The sequence below is a fragment of the Streptomyces sp. NPDC005803 genome (assembly GCF_040630435.1).
In the GTDB taxonomy this organism is placed as follows: Bacteria; Actinomycetota; Actinomycetes; order Streptomycetales; family Streptomycetaceae; genus Streptomyces.
Genome location: NZ_JBEXXO010000010.1, coordinates 31,389 through 49,399 on the forward strand (window position 1 = coordinate 31,389; position 18,011 = coordinate 49,399).

General features: G+C 72.5%; 13 protein-coding genes and 1 pseudogene. 2 read left to right on the plus strand and 12 right to left on the minus strand.

What is annotated here, in order from left to right; genetic code table 11:
- Window positions 1-85: 85 nt before the first annotated feature.
- Window positions 86-1,237, plus strand: a complete 1,152-nt coding sequence (locus ABZ454_RS16095) for a PLP-dependent cysteine synthase family protein (RefSeq protein WP_359538423.1) — start codon at window positions 86-88, stop codon at window positions 1,235-1,237.
- 48 nt (window positions 1,238-1,285) lie between these two features.
- Here ABZ454_RS16095 and ABZ454_RS16100 read toward each other — a convergent pair whose 3' ends face one another.
- The 3 genes from ABZ454_RS16100 to ABZ454_RS16110 form a co-directional block, all read right to left on the minus strand.
- Window positions 1,286-1,765: an SRPBCC family protein gene (locus ABZ454_RS16100; protein WP_356315733.1), complete on the minus strand. Its 480-nt coding sequence runs from the start codon at window positions 1,763-1,765 to the stop codon at window positions 1,286-1,288.
- Between the two features lie 223 nt (window positions 1,766-1,988).
- The gene (locus ABZ454_RS16105) at window positions 1,989-2,441 is read right to left on the minus strand and encodes an SRPBCC family protein (protein WP_356315735.1); all 453 of its coding nucleotides are present in this window, start codon (window positions 2,439-2,441) and stop codon (window positions 1,989-1,991) included.
- Window positions 2,442-2,494: 53 nt separating this feature from the next.
- Window positions 2,495-3,337, minus strand: coding sequence for a DeoR/GlpR family DNA-binding transcription regulator (locus tag ABZ454_RS16110; RefSeq protein ID WP_356315738.1), 843 nt, complete (start codon window positions 3,335-3,337; stop codon window positions 2,495-2,497).
- A 194-nt stretch (window positions 3,338-3,531) separates the two neighbouring features.
- Here ABZ454_RS16110 and ABZ454_RS16115 point away from each other — a divergent pair.
- Window positions 3,532-5,897 (plus strand): annotated as a pseudogene (locus tag ABZ454_RS16115) (hypothetical protein); the annotation flags it as partial.
- Here the strand turns inward: ABZ454_RS16115 and ABZ454_RS16120 are convergent.
- The 9 genes from ABZ454_RS16120 to ABZ454_RS16160 all read right to left on the minus strand — a co-directional run bounded on the left by ABZ454_RS16120 (window position 5,870) and on the right by ABZ454_RS16160 (window position 17,981).
- Window positions 5,870-8,302 (minus strand): right-handed parallel beta-helix repeat-containing protein, encoded by a 2,433-nt coding sequence (locus ABZ454_RS16120; RefSeq protein WP_356315740.1) that lies wholly within the window; start codon window positions 8,300-8,302, stop codon window positions 5,870-5,872. The pseudogene ABZ454_RS16115 and the gene ABZ454_RS16120 sit on opposite strands and share 28 nt — an antisense overlap.
- A gap of 141 nt (window positions 8,303-8,443) precedes the next feature.
- Entirely contained in the window at window positions 8,444-9,049 is a 606-nt protein-coding gene (locus tag ABZ454_RS16125) for a hypothetical protein (RefSeq protein WP_359538426.1), read from the minus strand.
- 131 nt (window positions 9,050-9,180) lie between these two features.
- On the minus strand, window positions 9,181-10,005 hold the full coding sequence (locus tag ABZ454_RS16130) for an MOSC N-terminal beta barrel domain-containing protein (RefSeq protein WP_359538428.1): 825 nt from the start codon (window positions 10,003-10,005) through the stop codon (window positions 9,181-9,183).
- A gap of 50 nt (window positions 10,006-10,055) precedes the next feature.
- Window positions 10,056-10,535: a DUF6643 family protein gene (locus ABZ454_RS16135; RefSeq protein ID WP_356315747.1), complete on the minus strand. Its 480-nt coding sequence runs from the start codon at window positions 10,533-10,535 to the stop codon at window positions 10,056-10,058.
- 463 nt (window positions 10,536-10,998) lie between these two features.
- Window positions 10,999-12,096: a hypothetical protein gene (locus ABZ454_RS16140; RefSeq protein ID WP_359538431.1), complete on the minus strand. Its 1,098-nt coding sequence runs from the start codon at window positions 12,094-12,096 to the stop codon at window positions 10,999-11,001.
- A gap of 51 nt (window positions 12,097-12,147) precedes the next feature.
- The gene (locus ABZ454_RS16145; protein WP_359538433.1) at window positions 12,148-13,428 is read right to left on the minus strand and encodes a TRAP transporter large permease subunit; all 1,281 of its coding nucleotides are present in this window, start codon (window positions 13,426-13,428) and stop codon (window positions 12,148-12,150) included.
- 4 nt (window positions 13,429-13,432) lie between these two features.
- Complete coding sequence (locus tag ABZ454_RS16150) at window positions 13,433-14,053, minus strand: hypothetical protein (protein WP_359538435.1); 621 nt, start codon at window positions 14,051-14,053, stop codon at window positions 13,433-13,435.
- Window positions 14,050-16,179 (minus strand): hydantoinase/oxoprolinase family protein, encoded by a 2,130-nt coding sequence (locus ABZ454_RS16155; RefSeq protein WP_359538436.1) that lies wholly within the window; start codon window positions 16,177-16,179, stop codon window positions 14,050-14,052. The genes ABZ454_RS16150 and ABZ454_RS16155 overlap by 4 nt, the downstream gene beginning before the upstream one ends.
- 188 nt (window positions 16,180-16,367) lie before the next feature.
- Window positions 16,368-17,981 (minus strand): FAD-dependent oxidoreductase, encoded by a 1,614-nt coding sequence (locus tag ABZ454_RS16160; protein WP_356315757.1) that lies wholly within the window; start codon window positions 17,979-17,981, stop codon window positions 16,368-16,370.
- Window positions 17,982-18,011 lie beyond the last annotated feature (30 nt).

Sequence of the window (18,011 nt, forward strand, 5' to 3'; positions counted from 1 at the left end):
TATGGAGTATCAAAGTCAACGTTTGCCCAGGTAGGGGGCATATCGTGGGACCGCTGAGACCGGTCGTACGAGGAGAAGCGCGCTGATGGGCACGAGTGAGCACAGGCACGACGGCGATACGGTGGCGACCGTCGACATCGACCGCACCGACCTGGCGTACCGCGCCTGGCTCAAGGAGGCCGTCCGCAAGGTCCAGGCCGACGCCAACCGCTCCGCCGACACCCACCTGCTCCGCTTTCCGCTGCCCGAGAGCTGGGGCATCGACCTCTACCTCAAGGACGAGTCGACCCATCCCACCGGGAGCCTCAAGCACCGGCTGGCCCGGTCGCTGTTCCTCTACGGGCTCTGCAACGGCTGGATCCGGCCCGGCAAGCCCGTGATCGAGGCGTCCAGCGGTTCGACCGCGGTCTCGGAGGCGTACTTCGCGAAGCTGATCGGTGTCCCGTTCATCGCCGTGATGCCCCGCACCACCAGTCCCGAGAAGTGCCGCCTCATCGAATTCCACGGCGGCCGCTGCCACTTCGTCGACGACGCGCGCACGATCTACGCGGAGTCCGCCGGGCTCGCCGCGGAGACCGGCGGTCACTACATGGACCAGTTCACCTACGCCGAGCGGGCCACGGACTGGCGGGGCAACAACAACATCGCGGAGTCCATCTACCAGCAGCTGAGGATGGAGCGGTACCCCGAGCCCGCCTGGATCGTCGCCACGGCGGGCACGGGCGGCACCTCGGCCACCATCGCGCGGTACGTGCACTACATGCAGCACGACACCCGCATCTGCGTGCCCGACCCGGAGAACTCCTGCTTCTTCGACGGCTGGACGCACCACGACCCCCACGCCACCAGCGACTGCGGCTCCCGCATCGAGGGCATCGGCAGGCCGCGGATGGAACCGAGCTTCGTGCCGGGCGCCATCGACCGCATGATGAAGGTCCCGGACGCGGCCACCGTCGCGGCCGTGCGCGCCCTGGAGCGGGCCATCGGGCGCAAGGCGGGAGGCTCCACCGGCACCGGGCTGTGGAGCGCCTTCAAGCTGGTCGCCGAGATGGTCGCGCAGGGCCGTACCGGCAGCGTCGTCACCCTGATCTGCGACCCGGGCGACCGCTACCTCGACAAGTACTACTCCGACACCTGGCTGGCCGCGCAGGGCCTGGACATCGCCCCGTACGCGCGGACGATCGACCACTTCCTGACCACCGGCAACTGGCCCGGGCAGCAGGGCAGTCCGGCCTGACCGGGCGGTCACGAAACCGTCCGGGCGCGGGCCCGGCGGCTGCGTACCTCAGGCGGCGGTCGCCGAGAGCCGCCGGTCGAGGTTGTCCACCGCGTCCCGGAACGACCTGCCCACCGCCGGCCGAGCCCGCCGCAGCGTGAACCGGAACAGCGGCGAACCATCGGCCGCGAAGGTCCACCGCACCTGCGTGCCGGTACCCGACGGGCTCAGCCGCCACTCCTCCAACAGGGCCCGCAGACCCGGCGCGTTGGACCGGTCGACCCGGTAGGCATACCGCTCGCCGGGATCGGTGGCGACGACCGTCTCCCGGAACGCGAGCCCGCCCCGCAGCCGCACCTCGCGCCCCGCACCACCGTCGAGCGGCAGCGCCGCCGTCACCGCCGTGAACCAGCCGGGCCAGCCCTCCACGTCGTCGGCCAGGGCGCGGTACACGGCATCGGGCGGCGCCGAGACCTCGGCGACGAAGACCAGCCGGAGCGGGGCGGAATCGACGAAGTCGAGGTCTACGGAGCGGAGTCGGCGTGCCATGGACGCACCTCCCGTGCGGTCGGCGGCGGACGGGTTCGCGCACACCCTAGCTGGCGCCCCGTCAGATGTCGCCGGATCCGGCGGCCCCGCATCACGACGCGTGACGTGGAGTGGCCGGTGCGCCACCGCGGTCCGGATCCCTCAGCGACGGTGCGCCACCGCGGCCCGGGCTCCCGTACGGCCGGTGCGCCACCGCGGTCCGGGTTCCCGTACGGCCGGACGGTCAGCCGTACGGCTGTGCCGGGCGGTCCAGCATGGAGTCGAGCACCCGGCCGAAGACCCGCCGGCCCGTCGCGGCGATCAGCGGATCACCCCACCGCGGCAGCAGCCGCACGCCCAGCTCCTCCACCCACACCACGCGGGAGCCGGCACGGTCGGGGTACACATCGATCGAAGCCCGGCCCCGCACCACCCGGCCGCGCTTCTCCAGCCGGCACAACCCCGCCCTGCCACCGGCCGGCGGCGTCCACCGCACCACTTCCATCGGGTCGTCGACCGCCAGCGGACCGATCCCCGTACGGGCCACGAAGACCGTGCCGACCCGGGTCGGCAGCCCGGTGGGCACGGTGATCGTCGTCAGCGGGACGTGCGCGGCGTGCCGCTCCCAGTCCGTCACCCGGCGCCAGGACTCGGCTGCGGGCAGAGGGGTGAAGCGCTCGATCCGGAAGACGGCCACACATCGATCCTAGGACGTCACGGCTTCGGCGCGAGGTGAGCGGAATCCGTGGCTCAGTCCCGCGCCGGCTCGTCGCCCGCGCTCCGGCCCGCCACCACCAGGCCCGGCAGGTGCTCCTCGATCTCCTCGCGCGCGCCCCCGGACAGACCGGCGTCCGTGACGAACGTGTGCACCTGCTCCAGCGTGGCGAACGAACTCAGGCCCACCGTCCCCCACTTCGTGTGATCGGCGACCACCACCACGCGCCGCGCCGACTCGACGAAGCGGCGGTTCGTCTCGGCCTCCGCCAGATTCGGCGTGGACAGTCCGCCCTCCACCGAGATCCCGTGCACACCGAGGAAGAGCACATCGAAGTGGAGCGAGGCGATCGCCCGGTCGGCGACGGGGCCGACCAGCGAGTCGGACGGGGTCCGGACCCCTCCGGTGAGCACCACGGTCGCTGCCCCGGGCCGCGAACCCGGCGAGCCCGGCCGCTGCGCGGCGTGGAACACGTCCGCGACCCGCACCGAGTTGGTCACCACCGTCAGGTCCGGCACGTCCAGCAGATGCTGGGCGAGGGCGTAGGTGGTGGTACCGCCGGAGAGGGCGATGGCGCTGCCGGGCACGGCCATCGTGGCGGCGGTCCGTGCGATGTCCTCCTTGGCGGTCAGCTCCAGCGCCGACTTCGCCTCGAAGCCGGGCTCGTGCGTACTCGCCTCGACGACAGGCACCGCCCCGCCGTGCACCTTCTCGATGACCCCCTGGCGGGCCAGCGCGTCCAGGTCCCGGCGGACGGTCATGTCGGAGACGCTCAGCTTCCGGGTCAGCTCGTTGACCCTGACCCCGCCACGCCTGCGCACCTCGTCGAGGATCAGCGCACGCCGCTGCTCCGCGAGCAGATTCTGATTCTCGCTCAACGCAGTGCCCGGTCCTTCCTTCTGGCCGTGCGGTCGCCCATACCGACCGCTCATCCTGCCACGCGGTGTCGCGGGCCGCCGCACTGGGGAGATTCCGTAAGAGCGGTGCGGGCACCCGGGATCGTCCACCACTGTGGTGACCGGGCATCAGCAGCGTCCCCTCCCGGCTTCCCCCTTCGAGAGCGAGTCACCCCGTGCCACCTGCCACCCCGGACCCGCAGAACGAACGGCCCGCACTGGAGTTGCTGGTCCACGGCGTGGGCGGAACCACGCCCCAGGAGATGCTCGTCGATCCGCGCACGGTACGGGTCACCGGTGACGCCACCGCCGCCATCTACCGCCGCTCCGGCGACATCGACGCCGAGTCCCACCCCGAGCGCTACCGGGACCGGCCCATCGCCGAGGCGTACTGCTGGTCCAACCTGACATCCGGCAACGGCTCCCGTGCGCTGTGGCTCCTGCTGCTCCCGTTCATGGTGATCAACCTCGCCCACTGGATGCGCCCGGCCGCCGCGCGCCGCCCCCGGGCGGTCAGGCTGTACGGCGTACTCGTCCGGCTCCTCGCACTGAGCCTGACCGTGCTGCTGACCGCCGCCGTCTGCGAGGTCGCTCTCGATCTGACCGCCTGGCAGTGCGCGGGGGTCGCGGCCTGCTCCGACCAGCGGTCGTGGCTGGGCTTCCTGTCGGCCTCGCAGGGCGGCTGGTGGTCCCAGCCGGGCCGTCGCCTCGCCCTCGCCGCGCTGGCGCCGACCGCGCTGGTGGGACTGCTCTGGTACCTCTCCAACCGGACCTGGAGCGCCTACGAGTCCCAGCGCCCGCTCACCGGCACGGACCCGGACGACGACACGCCGCCGTCCGCCCCCGGCACGGCCCCCGTGGTGCGGCCCGCGCTCGCACGGCCGGGGTTCTGGTACGGGCGCCGGCTCGTCGCCCGGCTGCGTGCCGCCCACACCGCCGCCGGATTCCTCACCGTCACCGCCTTCGTCACGGGTGCGACGGGCCTCCGGGACCGTTCCGTCACCGGACCGGTGCCCGAGGCGCCCGGCCGGCTGATCGAGGTGCTGCTCGTCGGGGGAACGCTCGTCGTGGTCTGGGTCGTCTGCCGGCGCGGCCGGAGCGAACGGCGCCTCGACAACCGGCTCGACCGCGCCGTCGTCACGTATCTGCCCGCGTCCGCCCTCGTCCTGCTCGTCCTCGCCGCGGTGCACGCCGCCTGGTCGCGCCCCGGCTGGATCTCCGCCGGGGCGCTTCCCGGTGACGTCGTGTTCCGCGCGGTGACCCTCGCGCAGGGTGTGCTCGTCGTCCTCCTCGCCGGCGTGGCGCTGAACCTGTACCGGGGCAGCCCGGAGCCGCGCACCGTCATGCGGGGGCTCGGCGGTCCCGCCGTCGCGATGCTCGCCTGCGCGCTCGGCGGTGTGATGACCGGCGGTGTGGCCCAGCGCGTCGCGGACTGGCTCGATGGCCCCGGCAGCCCCGGGATGGGCCGCAGCGCCTTTATAGAGGGACCGCCGGTGCTCCTCAGCTGGCAGGCCTCCGTGATCCCCGTGCTCCTGGTGTTGCTCGTGGTCCCGGGCCTCGTGCTCGTCCTGCGCACGTACCGCGCGGCCCGCCGTCTGGAGCCGCTGATCGACGAGGAGTACGAGGAGGAACGGCCCGATCCCGTGCGGACCCGGCAGATCGCCCGGATCCGCGCCATGGCCGCGCTCACCGACTCCGCGCCCGGCATGGTGGGGCTGGTCTCCGGCGCCACGCTGCTGCTCGGTGCGGCGGCCGCCGGCGGGGCGTGGGCGAGCGGACAGGTGCCCGGCCTCGCGATGGACGGCAGCAGCCCGTTCGTCGAGTCGGTGGCCGAGGCGGCGCAGTCCACCGGCTCCTGGCTCATCGGCTTCGGCTTCCTGGTCTTCGTCGCGTGCGGGCGGCGGGCGTACCGGGACGCCTCGGCCAGGCGCACCATCGGCATCCTCTGGGACGTGGGCACGTTCTGGCCGCGCGCCGCGCATCCCTTCGCCCCGCCGTGCTACGCCGAGCGGGCCGTCCCCGACCTGGCCTCACGCATGTGCGGCTGGACCGCGCGGACCCACGGCCGGCTCGTCATCTCGGGCCACTCCCAGGGCAGCGTCCTGGCCGCCTCCGCGGTCTGGCAGCTGCCCGCCGAGACCCGCGGCCGGGTCGCCCTGCTCACCTACGGCTCGCCGGTCGAACGCCTCTACGGACGCTGGTTCCCGGCCTACTTCGGACCCGTCCAGTTGCACGGCCTGCACCGGTCGGTGCACTGCTGGCGCAACCTGTGGCGGCCCACCGACCCGATCGGCGGCCAGGTACGGCTCGGCGAGGAGTCCGGGCCCGAGGTGGACCGGGGCCCGCTCAAGGATCCGCTGGTCTACGGGCGCACCCCCGAACACCCGCTTCCCGAGCCGGTGCTGGGGCACTCCGACTACCAGGCGGACCCCGTCTTCGCCCAGGAGCGTGCCGCACTCCTGGAACGGCTCGTCCCCGTCCTGCCCCATCAGGCGGACGAGTCCGGGAGCGGGCTCAGGGGAGTTCCGGGAGGTCTTCCGGGTACAGCAGAGTGAGGTCGTCCGTGCTCGTCTCGGCGAGCTGGGCGACCCGGCCCGCATGCCGCTCGACCATCGACTCGAAGGTCTGGCGGGCCGTGCGGCCGTTGCCGAAGGCCGGCCCCTTGGGCAGTTCGGTGAAGTACTTCAGGAGCGCCTCCCCGGTCCCGGGCGCCAGGCTGTACTCCTGCTCCTCGGTCTGCTGCTCGACGATGCGAAGGAGCTCGTCGGGCCCGTAGTCGCTGAAGGTGATCGTCCGTGAGAAGCGGGACGCCACGCCCGGGTTGACGGTCAGGAACCGTTCCATCTCGTGGGTGTACCCGGCGACGATGACGACCACCGCGTCCCGGTGGTCCTCCATCAGCTTCACCAGTGTGTCGATCGCCTCCCGGCCGAAGTCCCGGCCGGAGTCCTCGGGGGACAGGGCGTACGCCTCGTCGACGAAGAGCACCCCGCCACGCGCCCGTTCGAAGGCCTCCTGGGTGCGGATGGCGGTCGAGCCGATGTGCTCGCCCACCAGGTCGACCCGGGACACCTCGACCAGATGGCCCCGCTCCAGCACCCCGAGTGAGGCCAGGATCTCGCCGTACAGCCGGGCCACCGTCGTCTTGCCGGTGCCCGGGGAACCGGTGAAGACGAGGTGGCGGCGGACCGAGGCCGCCTTCAGGCCGGCGAGCTGACGCCGGCGCCCCACCTCGATCATGTCGGTGAGGGCGCGGACCTCGCGCTTGACGCTGTCGAGGCCGACCAGCGCGTCCAGTTCGCCGAGCACCGCCGCGGACGTACGCGCGGGCTCGGCCGGCACCTCCGCCACCACGGGCGCCACCGCACGCGGCGCGGGGACCGCGCCCAGCAGCCCCGGGGCCGACTGGGTGGCCGTCAGCACGGCGGGCGGCGGGGGAGTGGCGGTGCGCAGCCCGCTCTCGTCGCTGGTGCAGTCCTCCACGACCGGCCCGGGGGCCGACGGGTCACCGTGGGATCCGCCCTCCGGGAGCTCGTAACCGCCGCGGGCGCACCGCTCCGTGCGGCAGCGTGTCAGCGTCGTACGGCAGCCGTCCATCACATGGAAGCCGTATCCCTCGCTGCCCGTGACGCGGCAGCTGTGGAACGTACCGCGCCCCTCGGCCGACACGTAGAAACCGGCCTCGGCGGGGGAGGTGACGGTGCAGCGTTCGATCGTCGGATCGGCGCCCTTGGTGACGATCACCCCGGTCTGCGCCCCGTCGACGGTGCAGTTGTTCAGCGTCCCGCCGCTGCCGTGGTCACGGAACCAGGCGCCGGTGGACACCTCCCGGATGCGGCAGTCGTCGAGCTGCGCGGTCGCCCCGTCGCTGACGGACACCGCCGTGTTGCGGACCTGGAACAGATCGCTGTCCACCACATCGGCGCGCGAGCCCCGGTCGAGGACGAAGAGGGCGTCCGGCACGTCATGGACGCGGCACGAATCCAGTATCACGGTGGCGCCGTCGCTCACCCAGACCGCGGGGTAGTCGCCGGTGCTGTCGTGGATCTCGCACTGGTTGGCGTCGACCCGGGTGCCCGGATCCCAGACCGAGAGCCCGTTGCGGCCGAACCGGCGCACCGTCGAGCGGGTCAGCGTGAGGACGGAGCGCGAGCGCAGGTCCACCGCGTTCTCGGGGATGTCGTGGATGTCGCAGTCGGCCAGCGTGAGCACCGCGTCGGTGTCCAGGGTGACCCCGTCCGACGAGGTGCGGTGCACCGTGCAGTCGGTGAGGTGCGCGGCGGCGCGGGCCGACACCTGTATCCCGCTGCCCTTGATCTCGTAGATCTCGCAGCCGATGGCCTCCAGACCGCTGCCCTCGCCCGTGACGGACAGGCCCGCTCCCGAGGTGTGATGGACGCGGCAGCGCTCCAGCCTCGGGTGCGCGCCGTCGCGGACCGAGACCCCGGACTGGCCGGCCGAGACGATCTCGCACTCCTCGAACGCCCCGCCCGCACCCTCGAGTACGGCGATGCCGACACCGGCCGGATTGTCGACGGTGCAGCGGCGCACCGTCGGCCGGGCCGCCCCGCGCACCTCGATGCCGGCGGCCGAGCGCGTCACGATCCGCAGGTCCGAGAGATCCGGTGCGCCCTCCTCGACCAGAAGGGCCGGGGCCGCGGAGTCCTGGCCCTCGACGTGCAGGTCCTGCACGACGGCGGAGGCGCGCAGGGTCAGCGGGACACCGTCGAGGGGAGCGATCCGCACGGAACCGACGGAGCCCTCGGGCCCGCGCAGGGTCACGGCGCGGGCGATGACCAGATTCTCCCGGTAGGTGCCCGGAGCGACGGTGAGCACATCACCGTCCGCCGCCGCTTCCAGAGCCGCGGTGAGGGAGGCGTACTCGCCTGTGCGGCGCCGCCACCGCGATGTTCCGGTGTGCGTCACCTGGACCGTGCCCTGTGCCATGGCGCTGTTGTGCCCCCACCTCGTGCGTGTGTGAAGCCCGTGTCACCGGCCTCGCGGCAGCGGTCACCCCGGGGCCTGCCTGCAGGAGTGACGGGCGGGCCGGTCCACCGTAGCGCGCGCGGAGGGCGGGAGTTGACCCGATCAGCTGCCGGTGCCCGTCCTGCCCCAGTCCGGACCGGCCTCGGCCCATGCCCGGTCGAGCCGCTCGTACCGCCCTCGCACCATGCGCCGTACGATCAGACGCCGCCCGCCCTCGATCACCAGGACGGACAGCATCGACGCGCCGAGCCCTGCCAGCGCGGCATGGGTGTGTGCCGTCGGCGCGTCCAGCGGGCGCGGCGCGGGATCGCCCGCCAGGTCCGTCCAGATCCGCACCCGTGCGCCGGTCGCGGTGTCGCGCGACGCGGTCGTCACCGTGGCGCTGCGCACCGAACCGTCCGGAGCGTGCCAGCGGGCCACCACCGGCGTCGCCGCCGTGCGGTCCGTGGGGACCTCGGGGTCGGTCACGTAGTGCCGGCCGGTCACCTGGCGCACCACGACGGCCGTGGTGAGCCGGCGCCCGGCCTGCTGGGCCCGCACCGACGCCTGCAGCGCGTCGTCGGCCCGCGCTCCGCAGAACCAGCCGAGCGCCGGCGCCGCGAGGACGAGCAGGACACACGCGACCAGAGCCACCCACGCCTCGCGCCTGTCCGTGGCGCGGCGCAGGGAATTGTGCCGCCAACGCCAGACTCCCGTGAGCACTCGCACAGTCCCGCACCCCCTTCCGTATCCGTCATAACCCGATACGGCGCACTTCGCGCGCTGGAGCGACGAAGAGAGAGCAACCTCACCCCGTCAACGTGCCTCGCCACTCCCGGAGTTCTGGGTGCCGGGGACGTTCAGTCCAGGACGCGCACCGGGTCCCCGACCCGGATCACGCCCGCCGAGTCCGGGATCAGATTCTGGCCGAAGAGCAGATCCTTGCCGGACCGGCGGTGCCGGGCGAGGGTACGCAGCGGTTCGGCTCCCCGGCGGCCGGTGTGCTGATCGGTCGTGGTCACGACACAGCGGGCGCAGGGCTTGACCACGCGGAACGTCACGTCGCCGATGGACAGCCGGGACCAGTCGTCCTCCGCCCATGCGGTCGTGCCGGTCACGACGGCGTTGGGCCGGAAGCGGTTCATCGGCAGCGGACCCTCGCCGGCGTGGTCGCCGTCCGCGATGAGCGCGTTCAGCGCGTCGAGGGAGGCGAGGGTGGTGAGCAGCAGGGGGAATCCGTCGGCCAGATTCACGGTCTCGCCCGGCCGCGCGTACGCGGGGTCGATGAGCCTGCGCCGGTCCGGCGCGTCGAGATGGACCAGTCTGACCTCCGCGCCGAGGTACTCGCCGAGCCAGGCGTGGGCGCTCCCCGCCGCCTCGACCACGTCGAGCCGGCTGCTGTGCAGCACCACGCCCGTCGTCTGCCCGGGCTCAGGGACCTCCACGGTCAGCGCAGCCCTCCCCGGCGCGGTCAGCACGATCCCGCCACCCGGCGCGGGGACGGCGGAGATCAACGCCATGCGGGGCTGCTGCCGTTGCGTGACCACCTTGCCCGTGGTGTCGACCAGCATCCAACGGCGGTCGCCGCCGAGTCCCCATGGCTCGACGGCGGCCTCGGCGACCGTGCACGCGGCCAGCGATTTGACCGGATGGATGTGGACGGCACTCAGTTCGGGAGACGGCATGCCTCCATTTTGCCAGCCGCTCCCCGGCGGCCCGCCGCCTCGTGCGGCGCTTAGTAGCCCCGTCCCTGGTACGGACGGTTGTACGGGTCCTCGTACGGGGACTGCGCGGGCACCGGTCGCGGCGAGGCCGGACGCATCGACTCGTAGCCGGTGCTCGGGGCCGGCCGCTGCTGCTGCTGGTACTGCGGCGGCGACTGGTATCCGCCACGGGCGGCGGTCGGCTGCTGCGGGATGTACGGCGCCGGGGCGTGCTGCAGCTGCGCCGGCTGCATCGGCGCGTAGTTCTGCTGCGCCACCGGCTGCTGGTAGCCGTACGACGGATTCGGCTGGGAGGGCGCCGCGGGAAGAGCCGGCAGGGCCGACGGGAGCGCCGGCAGGTAGCTGTTGCCGGTGTCGTACGCGGCGGGCACCCGGATCGGCGCGATCTGGGGCGTGCCCCGCTCCGCGACCAGGGAGTCGTAGATCGGGGTGTCGGGGAACGACGGTGCGGCGTAGTAGCCGCCGCCGTAGGTGGAGCGGGGGGAGGTCATGGCACCTAAGTTAAGCCCACGATGTGCTGATTGGGGAGTCCCAATCCTGGGGTTATCCGTTTTACGCTGATTCTACCGTCCTGGCCTGCTGAAAGACCGTTAAAGGCTCCCTCGGTAAACGGCCTTTCCCGGGGTTGGGGCCTTGGCTGACGAGAAGTGGCCGCCCGGACACAAAGGGCGATGCCCGGTGGCCTTCTCCCGAATGGAGGGCGCCGGAACGCGCCCGTGAGAACCCTCTGATTACCGCTATTCACTTAAGGTGACGGTGTCGGCCCGGCCGGCGTCGATCGATGACGCCTCGGTTCCTCAAACACCGTTGCTCCGACGCGGATTCGTGGTCTTCCCGTCGATCGGCCCGGCGGTGTCCCGCTGAGCCGGCGTCGGGCGCCGGCCGGGACGCGAACCGGCCGGGCGGCCCGCGTCGTGCGCCGCACCCCCGGTCCGGCGCCCTGGCGGCGGCCTGTCAGCCGCGGGCGACGGCGATCGAGCCCTGGAGCCGCTCGCCCGCCTCGTAGACCATGTAGGGCACTCCGTGGTCCGTCCCGAAGCTCGGTGAGGCGCTGCGGCCGTTCTCCGGTGCGGCGCTGCCCGAGTCGTAGAAGAGGCCGAGGTGGTCGCGGCGGGTGAAATCGTCGCCGACCTCGGTGATCAGCAGATTGCCGCCGCTCCCCTTGTCGGTGTTGTAGACGACGTAGGTGCTCCCGTTCCGGCTCAGGAGGTGAGGGCCTCCGATGTTGTCCGCCCCGACGTCGGTGTGGCGTACCAGCGGCTGCTGGTCGAATGCCCAGTCCCGGCCGTCCTTCGACCAGCCCCACGCGATGTCACGGTGGTTGGACCGGTTGTTGAGCATGAAGAGCATCACGTAGCGCGCGCCGCGCGAGGGCAGGTCGTGCCGGAAGACGCGGGCGTAGGAGGTTTCCGTGCTGCCCGTCGGCATCATCGCCGTGGTGAGCACCACCTTGTCGTACGTGAAGGTGATGCCGTCCGCGGAGCGGGCGAGGCGCGTCGTGCCGTTCTCGCCGTGGAAGTAGAGCCAGAGTTCCTTGACGTCCTGGTTCCACAGGACGTGCGGGGAGGCGACATGGCTGACCTCGTAGTACGGCTGCCAGTTGTGGGAGACGATCGGATTGGCCGGGTATTCGGTGAACGGCCCCTCCAGTGAGTCGCCGTAGGCCAGGCAGATGCCCCCGGGGGCGTCGTGCGGACCGTAGTAGAGGTAGTAACGGCCCAGCGGATTCGGCAGCTTGTCGTAGACACCTCGAATGCACGGAAAGATGATCTCGCCGGTGGGGTTGTACTTCAGCTGGGAAGGCGTCAGAAGCGTACGGACGTAGCGGTAGTCGGGGAATCCGCCGGGGGCCGCGGCGACGACCCCTTCCTTCGCGGGGCCCGGGGCCGCGGCGGCACTGCCGGGGACAGCGCCGGTGGCGATGATTCCCGTGGTGGCGGCGGCCCCGGCGACCGCGCCCCGCAGGAAGATCCTGCGGCTCGGCCGGCGCGGACCGGACGTGGTCCGGGGGCCGGGGGAGTGTGCTCCGTGCTCGTGGTCGTGCTGGGTCATGTCGTGCTCCGTCCCGAGGAGTGAGCGATCACAGATGACCGGGGTGAAAGGTCACAGATAACTGGCGGCGGTCACGCAGAACCCGCCGAGGGCGACGGCCCAGACGTACGGCAGGGTCCGCAGCATCACCCGCTGCGGCGTCACCCCGGCGTACTGCGCGCTCCAGACGGTCTGCGTACTGGTCGGGTCCGCCACCCCGAACACCTGGTTGTACGAGGTGGCGAGACCGAGGACCGCGATGGCCGGGTAGATGCCCGCGGCGATGAGGACACCGGCGATGCCCGCGCCGAGCCCGTAGACGTTCAGCGGCCCCCGGTACAGACAGAGCGGCACGAGCAGGGTGAACACCAGGACGAACAGCACCGGGTTCTGCGGGCTGACGGCCTTCACCAGCGGCTCCAGGGACTCCACCGCGCCGGGCAGCTTCACCGCGGCGAGGAGGATGCCGATGGCGATGAACAGCACGATCGGTGCCGCCGCGACTTCGAACGCGCCGTAGAGCGTACGCAGCAGCCGCTTGTTCATGTCGCGCGGCCGTGTGGTCGTGACCAGCGCGTACAGGACACCGGCCAGCATCGAGGGCAGGATCGCCACCTCGAAGCCGAGGGCCAGGATCAGCGGAACGAGCGGGGTGAGCAGCGCGTACCACGGTGCGTCGCCGAGCTCCTTGCGCCGGGACGCGGGTTTCGCGGAAGCCGACCGGAGCGACCAGGAGTGCTCCACACCGCGCCGCCGGGTCTCGATGAGCACGAACAGGACGGCAGCCGCCAGCGCGAACGGGAACAGCTTCATCATGAAGCCGCGCACCGTGTCGACCGGAAGTTCGAGCGCGGTGGAGAAGAACTGCCAGATGGGCAGTTCGAAGGGCATGCCGGCGGCGATGCCCATCAGGATCGTTCCGGCCGCGGTGACCTTGGGGATGCCGACGGCGATCATGGCGGGGATGCCGATGATGCCGGCCAGCATCGCCGCGGGGGCGGAGCCGGTGACCGTACCGACGAGGGTGGAGACGGCGAGGACGCCGAGGGCGACCACGACCGGCCGGTCCCCGCCGAACTCGACGATCTTGCGGACGAGGGTGCCCGCGATACCGGTCTCGTCGAGGAGCTTGCCCAGCCAGGAACCGAGCAGGATCGCGATCATCGTGGCGGCGAGCATCGGCGCGCCGCCCTGCACGACCGTGTCCAGGACGCTGTTCTCGCCGGTCAGCGGGGCGCCCGCGAGGAAGGCGATGACGACGCCGAGGACGACGAGCGCGAAGGCGGTGGGGAGCCTGCGGGTGAGCATCGCGGCGACACCGGCCGCCATGACGAGGAGGATGACGACGCCCATGGCGTTACTTCTCTCTTCCGTGCGGGGATCCGTGCCGCGGCTCGGCCGCGGTGGCCAGGGCGGCCGTGAGCAGGAGCGGGCTGCGTCCCAGGCCGCAGGCGGCGCGGGCGTGGGCATGGGCGGCGATCTCGTCGGCCCCGGCGACATGGCCGTACAGGGTGTGACGCCCCGCGCGCAGCACCACGTGGTTCAGGGCCCGTTTCAGTTCCCTCTTCGCCGGCCCGTGGTGCAGTCGCTCGTGCACCGCCTCGTGGGCGATCGCCGCCGCCCGTACCGAGCCGGCCGGGAACCAGTGGCGCCAGCCGAGCAGCTCGGTCAGTTCCTCGGCGAGGGCCAGGGTGTCGGTGAACAGTTCGACGGTCGGGACCGGACGGGAGGTGTAGCGGGCGAGCAGGCCCTTCTCCAGACCACCGTCGCTCTCCACGGTCCGGGCCGTGGACGGTGCGGCGGCGAGCGTCGAACCGAACGCGTCGGCCGTACGCGCCCAGTGGCGCAGGAGTTCCGGGTCACGGCTCTCGTGCGTGGGCGTGTTCGCCAGCAGCCGTACACCGAACTCGACGTCGTCACACGCCGCGAGTGCCCCGATCGCCGCGAGCGCGGCCCGGTCGAGCAGGGCGGCCGTCATGACCGCACCTCCAGGACGGCGACGACCGGTTCGTCCGCGGCGCGGGCGCGCAGTTCGCTGCGGGCGAGTGCGAGCAGCGGCTGCGGCTCCAGCACCCCGGACAGGTCGGCTATCCGGGAGCCGAGCAGCAGCCGCAGCGCGGGGGCGCGGACCCCGCCGTCGCCGTACGACGTCGCCTCCTTCACCAGACCGGCCAGAACCTCGGGCGCCCGGCCCACGGTGGTGGTCTCGACCCGGGCATCGGGGGCGTGGAGCCGTACGACGCCGTCCGCGTCGACGACGCGCACCGGGTGGCGGTCCGGGCGGAACCGGCGGTGCACGTCGGTGCCGTACACGGTGTGGGCGGGGGTGCCCGCGAGCACCCGCACCGACGCCGGGTCGGTCCTGAGGCTGACGGCCGCGGCGCGCAGCCGGTCCGCCTCGTCGGCCCGGTGGGCACGGTCCTGCGTACGCAGTTCGGTGGCGCCGGTCGCGACGGCCCGCACGGTGCTGGTCTGCGGATCGACGGTGACCTCCACCTCCACGCCGTCGGCGGCGGCGCCCTGGGCGACGACGGCGGCCTCGGCCTCGGCGCGCACGCCGAGTATCTGCTCCTGGCCGGCCCCCGGGATGATGCGCTCGACCTGCTCCCGGATGAGGGCGAGGGCCACACCGATGGGGCTGATCACCTCGCTGTGCCGGGCGATCCTGCCCTCCTGGCCGGTGACGGCCGCGAGGTGGGGGGTGACGGACGCGGCGCCACCGCCCCCGCCGACGAGCACCGCGGTGTCCTTGTCCAGGCGGTAGTCGCGCATCATCGTGTCGACCACCGCCTTGACCTGGCCGGTGCCCGCGTCCAGGATCATCGTCGCCGCCGTGGCGACATCCGTACCGAGCAGGGCGGCCAGGGGCGCGATCGCGGCTTCGGCCACGGCCCGGTCGCACTGCGCGAAGTCCCCGTCCGGCACCCGGCCCAGGGCGTTGGCCGCACAGGTCATGGTGAGCGCGAAGCGCCCGCCCGCGGCATCGATCACCGCGTAGTCGGCCGGGTCGTCCGCCATCGGGCGGATCATGGCGACCTCGGCGCCGCGCAGGTCCTCCGCACGCGCGAAGCAGGCGTACGCCAGGCCCGCGATGTGCGCACTGCGCGGTCCGACCCCGGTGACCTTGCCGCCCGCGACCCGGACCATCGACCCGCCGCCGACCCCGACGGTCCGCACGTCGAGCGCCGACAGGTACGAGGTCCGGCCGAGCATCGTGGCGTGCCGGACGGCGACCTTGCCCCGCCGCACGACACTGATGTCCGTGGACGTTCCGCCGGTCTCCAGGAACAGACCCTCGCTGATGCGCTCCTGCATGAGCGCTCCGGCGACCCCGGCCGCCGGTCCCGACAGCACGGTCAGCAGCGGTCTGCGTCGCATCTCGTCCAGCGACATCACGCCGCCGTCGCAGCGCATCACCATCAGCGGCGCGCTGACACCCGCTTTGGTGACGGAGGCGTCGACCAGGTCGGCCGTGGCGAGCATGCGCGGCAGGATCGCGGCGTTCACCACGGCGGTCCGGGTCCGCTTGTGGAGCCCGTACAGCGAGGTGATGTCGTGCGCGGCGGTCGTCGGCAGTCCGAGTTCACCGGCGGCGGCGGCGACGGCGTCCTCACCTTCGGGGCGGTCGACGCTGAACGGCTGGCTGGCGACGACCACTTCGGCGCCCTCCCGCACGACCGCCTGCAGCGCCTCGCGCACGGCGGGCGCGTCCTCCGGGTCGGCGACATGCCCGTAGACGAGCGGGAGCCGCTTGCCCGGGGTGAGCTCCAATTTGCGGAAGGCGGCCAGCCGACGGGTGAGTGCCGCGCTCGGACCTGCGCCGATGCCGATGAGGCCGACCGTGGCGACATCGCCCTCCAGCAGGGCGTTGGTAGCCTGTGTGGTGCCGTGGGCGAGGAACGTCACGTCCTGCGGGGTGTGGCCGGTCTGCTCCAGCAGGCGGTCGAGAGCTTCGACGATGCCGTGGGCGACGCCGTCCTCGTGCTGGTGGCTGGTGGGAACCTTCACCTGCCCCAGCAAGCGCAGGGTCGTGGCGTCGACGGCCACGGCATCGGTGAAGGTTCCGCCCACGTCGATGCCGACGCGGATGCGGTGGGTGTTCATGGCTGGGCACCTCCTTGTGCGGGTGGGCAGGGCGAGGGCGGCAGGGGCCGGTCGTCGTCACGGGACCGGAACCCTGGGCCGGGCGGGTACAGGTGGAGCTGCGCCCGTCCGGCGCTCCGCCGCGCCCCGTGGGGCCGTGCGGTGAAGCGGTGGAGTCGTGCGGGCGGCGGGCGCCGCCCACGGGTGGGTCAGTAGCCGCGTACGTCGGGCCAGTGGCGCTGGACGCCTTCGCGGTCCAGCAGCCGTGCGAACGCGTCGAACCGCTTGTCCTCGGCCTGGACCCGGTGCGGCTCGACGCCCTCGGCGACACAGTGCGCCGCGAGGGAGCCGGCGACCTCGCCGATGTTCCATTCCACCGGGTGGAGCCGGTAGCAGCCGTTGGTGATGTGGGTGGTGCCGATGTTCTTGCCGGCGGGCAGCAGATTGCGGACCCGGCGCGGGATCAGCGCGCCCAGGGGGATCTCGAACGGCACCGAACCGATGTCGATGTAGTTGTCGCCGCCGGTCGAGGGGTGCAGGTCGATGCGGTAGTTGCCGACGCCGACGGAGTCCCGGTACCGGGTGCCGCCGTACGGTCCGACGATGTCGATGGACACGTCGTGCTCGGTGACGGTGGTGACCGCCTTGATGCGGCGCGACTCGCGGACGTACGGAGCCTTGGCGAGCCCGTCGGGCGTGCCGGTGATGTCGGGGCGCAGCCGCAGCCCCGGGAATCCCTGGCCGCCGTCCGCGCGCGGCGCCTCGGTCTGGAGCCAGTACAGCACCGACAGGGAGAGCTGGCGGGCCTCGGCGAGCGCGGCGGCCGAGGTCTCCTCGCCGGCGCCGATCAGGGGCTTCAGCCAGTAGTCGTTGAGCGGCCAGTTGACCAGGGTGATGTCGGAGTCGAAGGCCCCGGGCCGGTGCAGCTTGCGCGCCAGGATGCGGCGGAAGCCGAACAGTTCCTTGTCGCCCGCGTCGGCCGACTGGTCGGCGTTGACGTCGAGCGGGTCGAGGTCCGGGTTGGGGACGAACGTACGCGGCACGGCTTCCAGGCTGCGGGGGTCGGGGGCGAGGAAGCCGAGCAGCGGGCCCGGCCAGAAGTCCGGCTGGTAGGTGCGCCAGAAGTCGTAGTCGGCCGGCCGCTCGATGGTGTGGTCCTCGCCCTCGTGGTGGGAGAGTGCGAAACACACCGTGATCCCCTGCTGGTTGAGGGGCTGGGCCTCCGTGGGGGCATGCGGTTCGTCGAATTCGCTCCGTGCCTCCGCGCCGATCACGTGCTCCACCCCGGCGAGTTCGAGCAGCTCGCCCGTCTCGGTGGCGTCGAGGACGTAACGGGCGCCGATCGTGAGGCGCTCGCCGCCGCGGACGTCCTCCAGCGTGACGGACCGCACGGTGTCGTCGTCGCCCGCCTCGGCGGCGACCGGCCGGTGCTCGGTCAGCAGCGTCAGCCGGCCGGAGGAACGGTGCGGCGCGAGCATCGCCTCCAGGACGGCGAGGGCGACGCGCGGCTCGTGGCACAGCTTGCTGACGCGTCCCGCCCCGGGGTTGAGGCCGGTGAGGGCCAGGGCCTCGGCACGCAGCGGGTACCAGCGGCGGTAGTGGTCCCTGATGGCCTCGCGCAGGGCGCGGTAGGAGGCGGTGGTCCCGAACTCCTCCACCCATGGGTGCTCGTCCGGCGGGACCGCCTGGGAAGTGAGCTGGCCGCCGATCCAGTCCGTCTCCTCGGTGAGGACGACGGTGCGCCCCGCCCGGCAGGCGGCGAGGGCGGCGGCGACGCCGCCGAGACCGGCGCCCACGATGAGGATGTCGGGTTCGGATGTCACGGTTCTCCTTGAAGTGCTGGGGTGCTCGGT

Bases quoted from the DNA above. Each gene is read 5' to 3' on its own strand.
- ABZ454_RS16140 (WP_359538431.1), bottom strand. From the start codon at position 12,096: ATGACCCAGCACGACCACGAGCACGGAGCACACTCCCCCGGCCCCCGG.
- ABZ454_RS16150 (WP_359538435.1), bottom strand. From the start codon at position 14,053: ATGACGGCCGCCCTGCTCGACCGGGCCGCGCTCGCGGCGATCGGGGCA.
- ABZ454_RS16145 (WP_359538433.1), bottom strand. From the start codon at position 13,428: ATGGGCGTCGTCATCCTCCTCGTCATGGCGGCCGGTGTCGCCGCGATG.
- ABZ454_RS16120 (WP_356315740.1), bottom strand. From the start codon at position 8,302: ATGGCACAGGGCACGGTCCAGGTGACGCACACCGGAACATCGCGGTGG.
- ABZ454_RS16135 (WP_356315747.1), bottom strand. From the start codon at position 10,535: ATGACCTCCCCCCGCTCCACCTACGGCGGCGGCTACTACGCCGCACCG.
- ABZ454_RS16130 (WP_359538428.1), bottom strand. From the start codon at position 10,005: ATGCCGTCTCCCGAACTGAGTGCCGTCCACATCCATCCGGTCAAATCG.
- ABZ454_RS16095 (WP_359538423.1), top strand. From the start codon at position 86: ATGGGCACGAGTGAGCACAGGCACGACGGCGATACGGTGGCGACCGTC.
- ABZ454_RS16155 (WP_359538436.1), bottom strand. From the start codon at position 16,179: ATGAACACCCACCGCATCCGCGTCGGCATCGACGTGGGCGGAACCTTC.
- ABZ454_RS16100 (WP_356315733.1), bottom strand. From the start codon at position 1,765: ATGGCACGCCGACTCCGCTCCGTAGACCTCGACTTCGTCGATTCCGCC.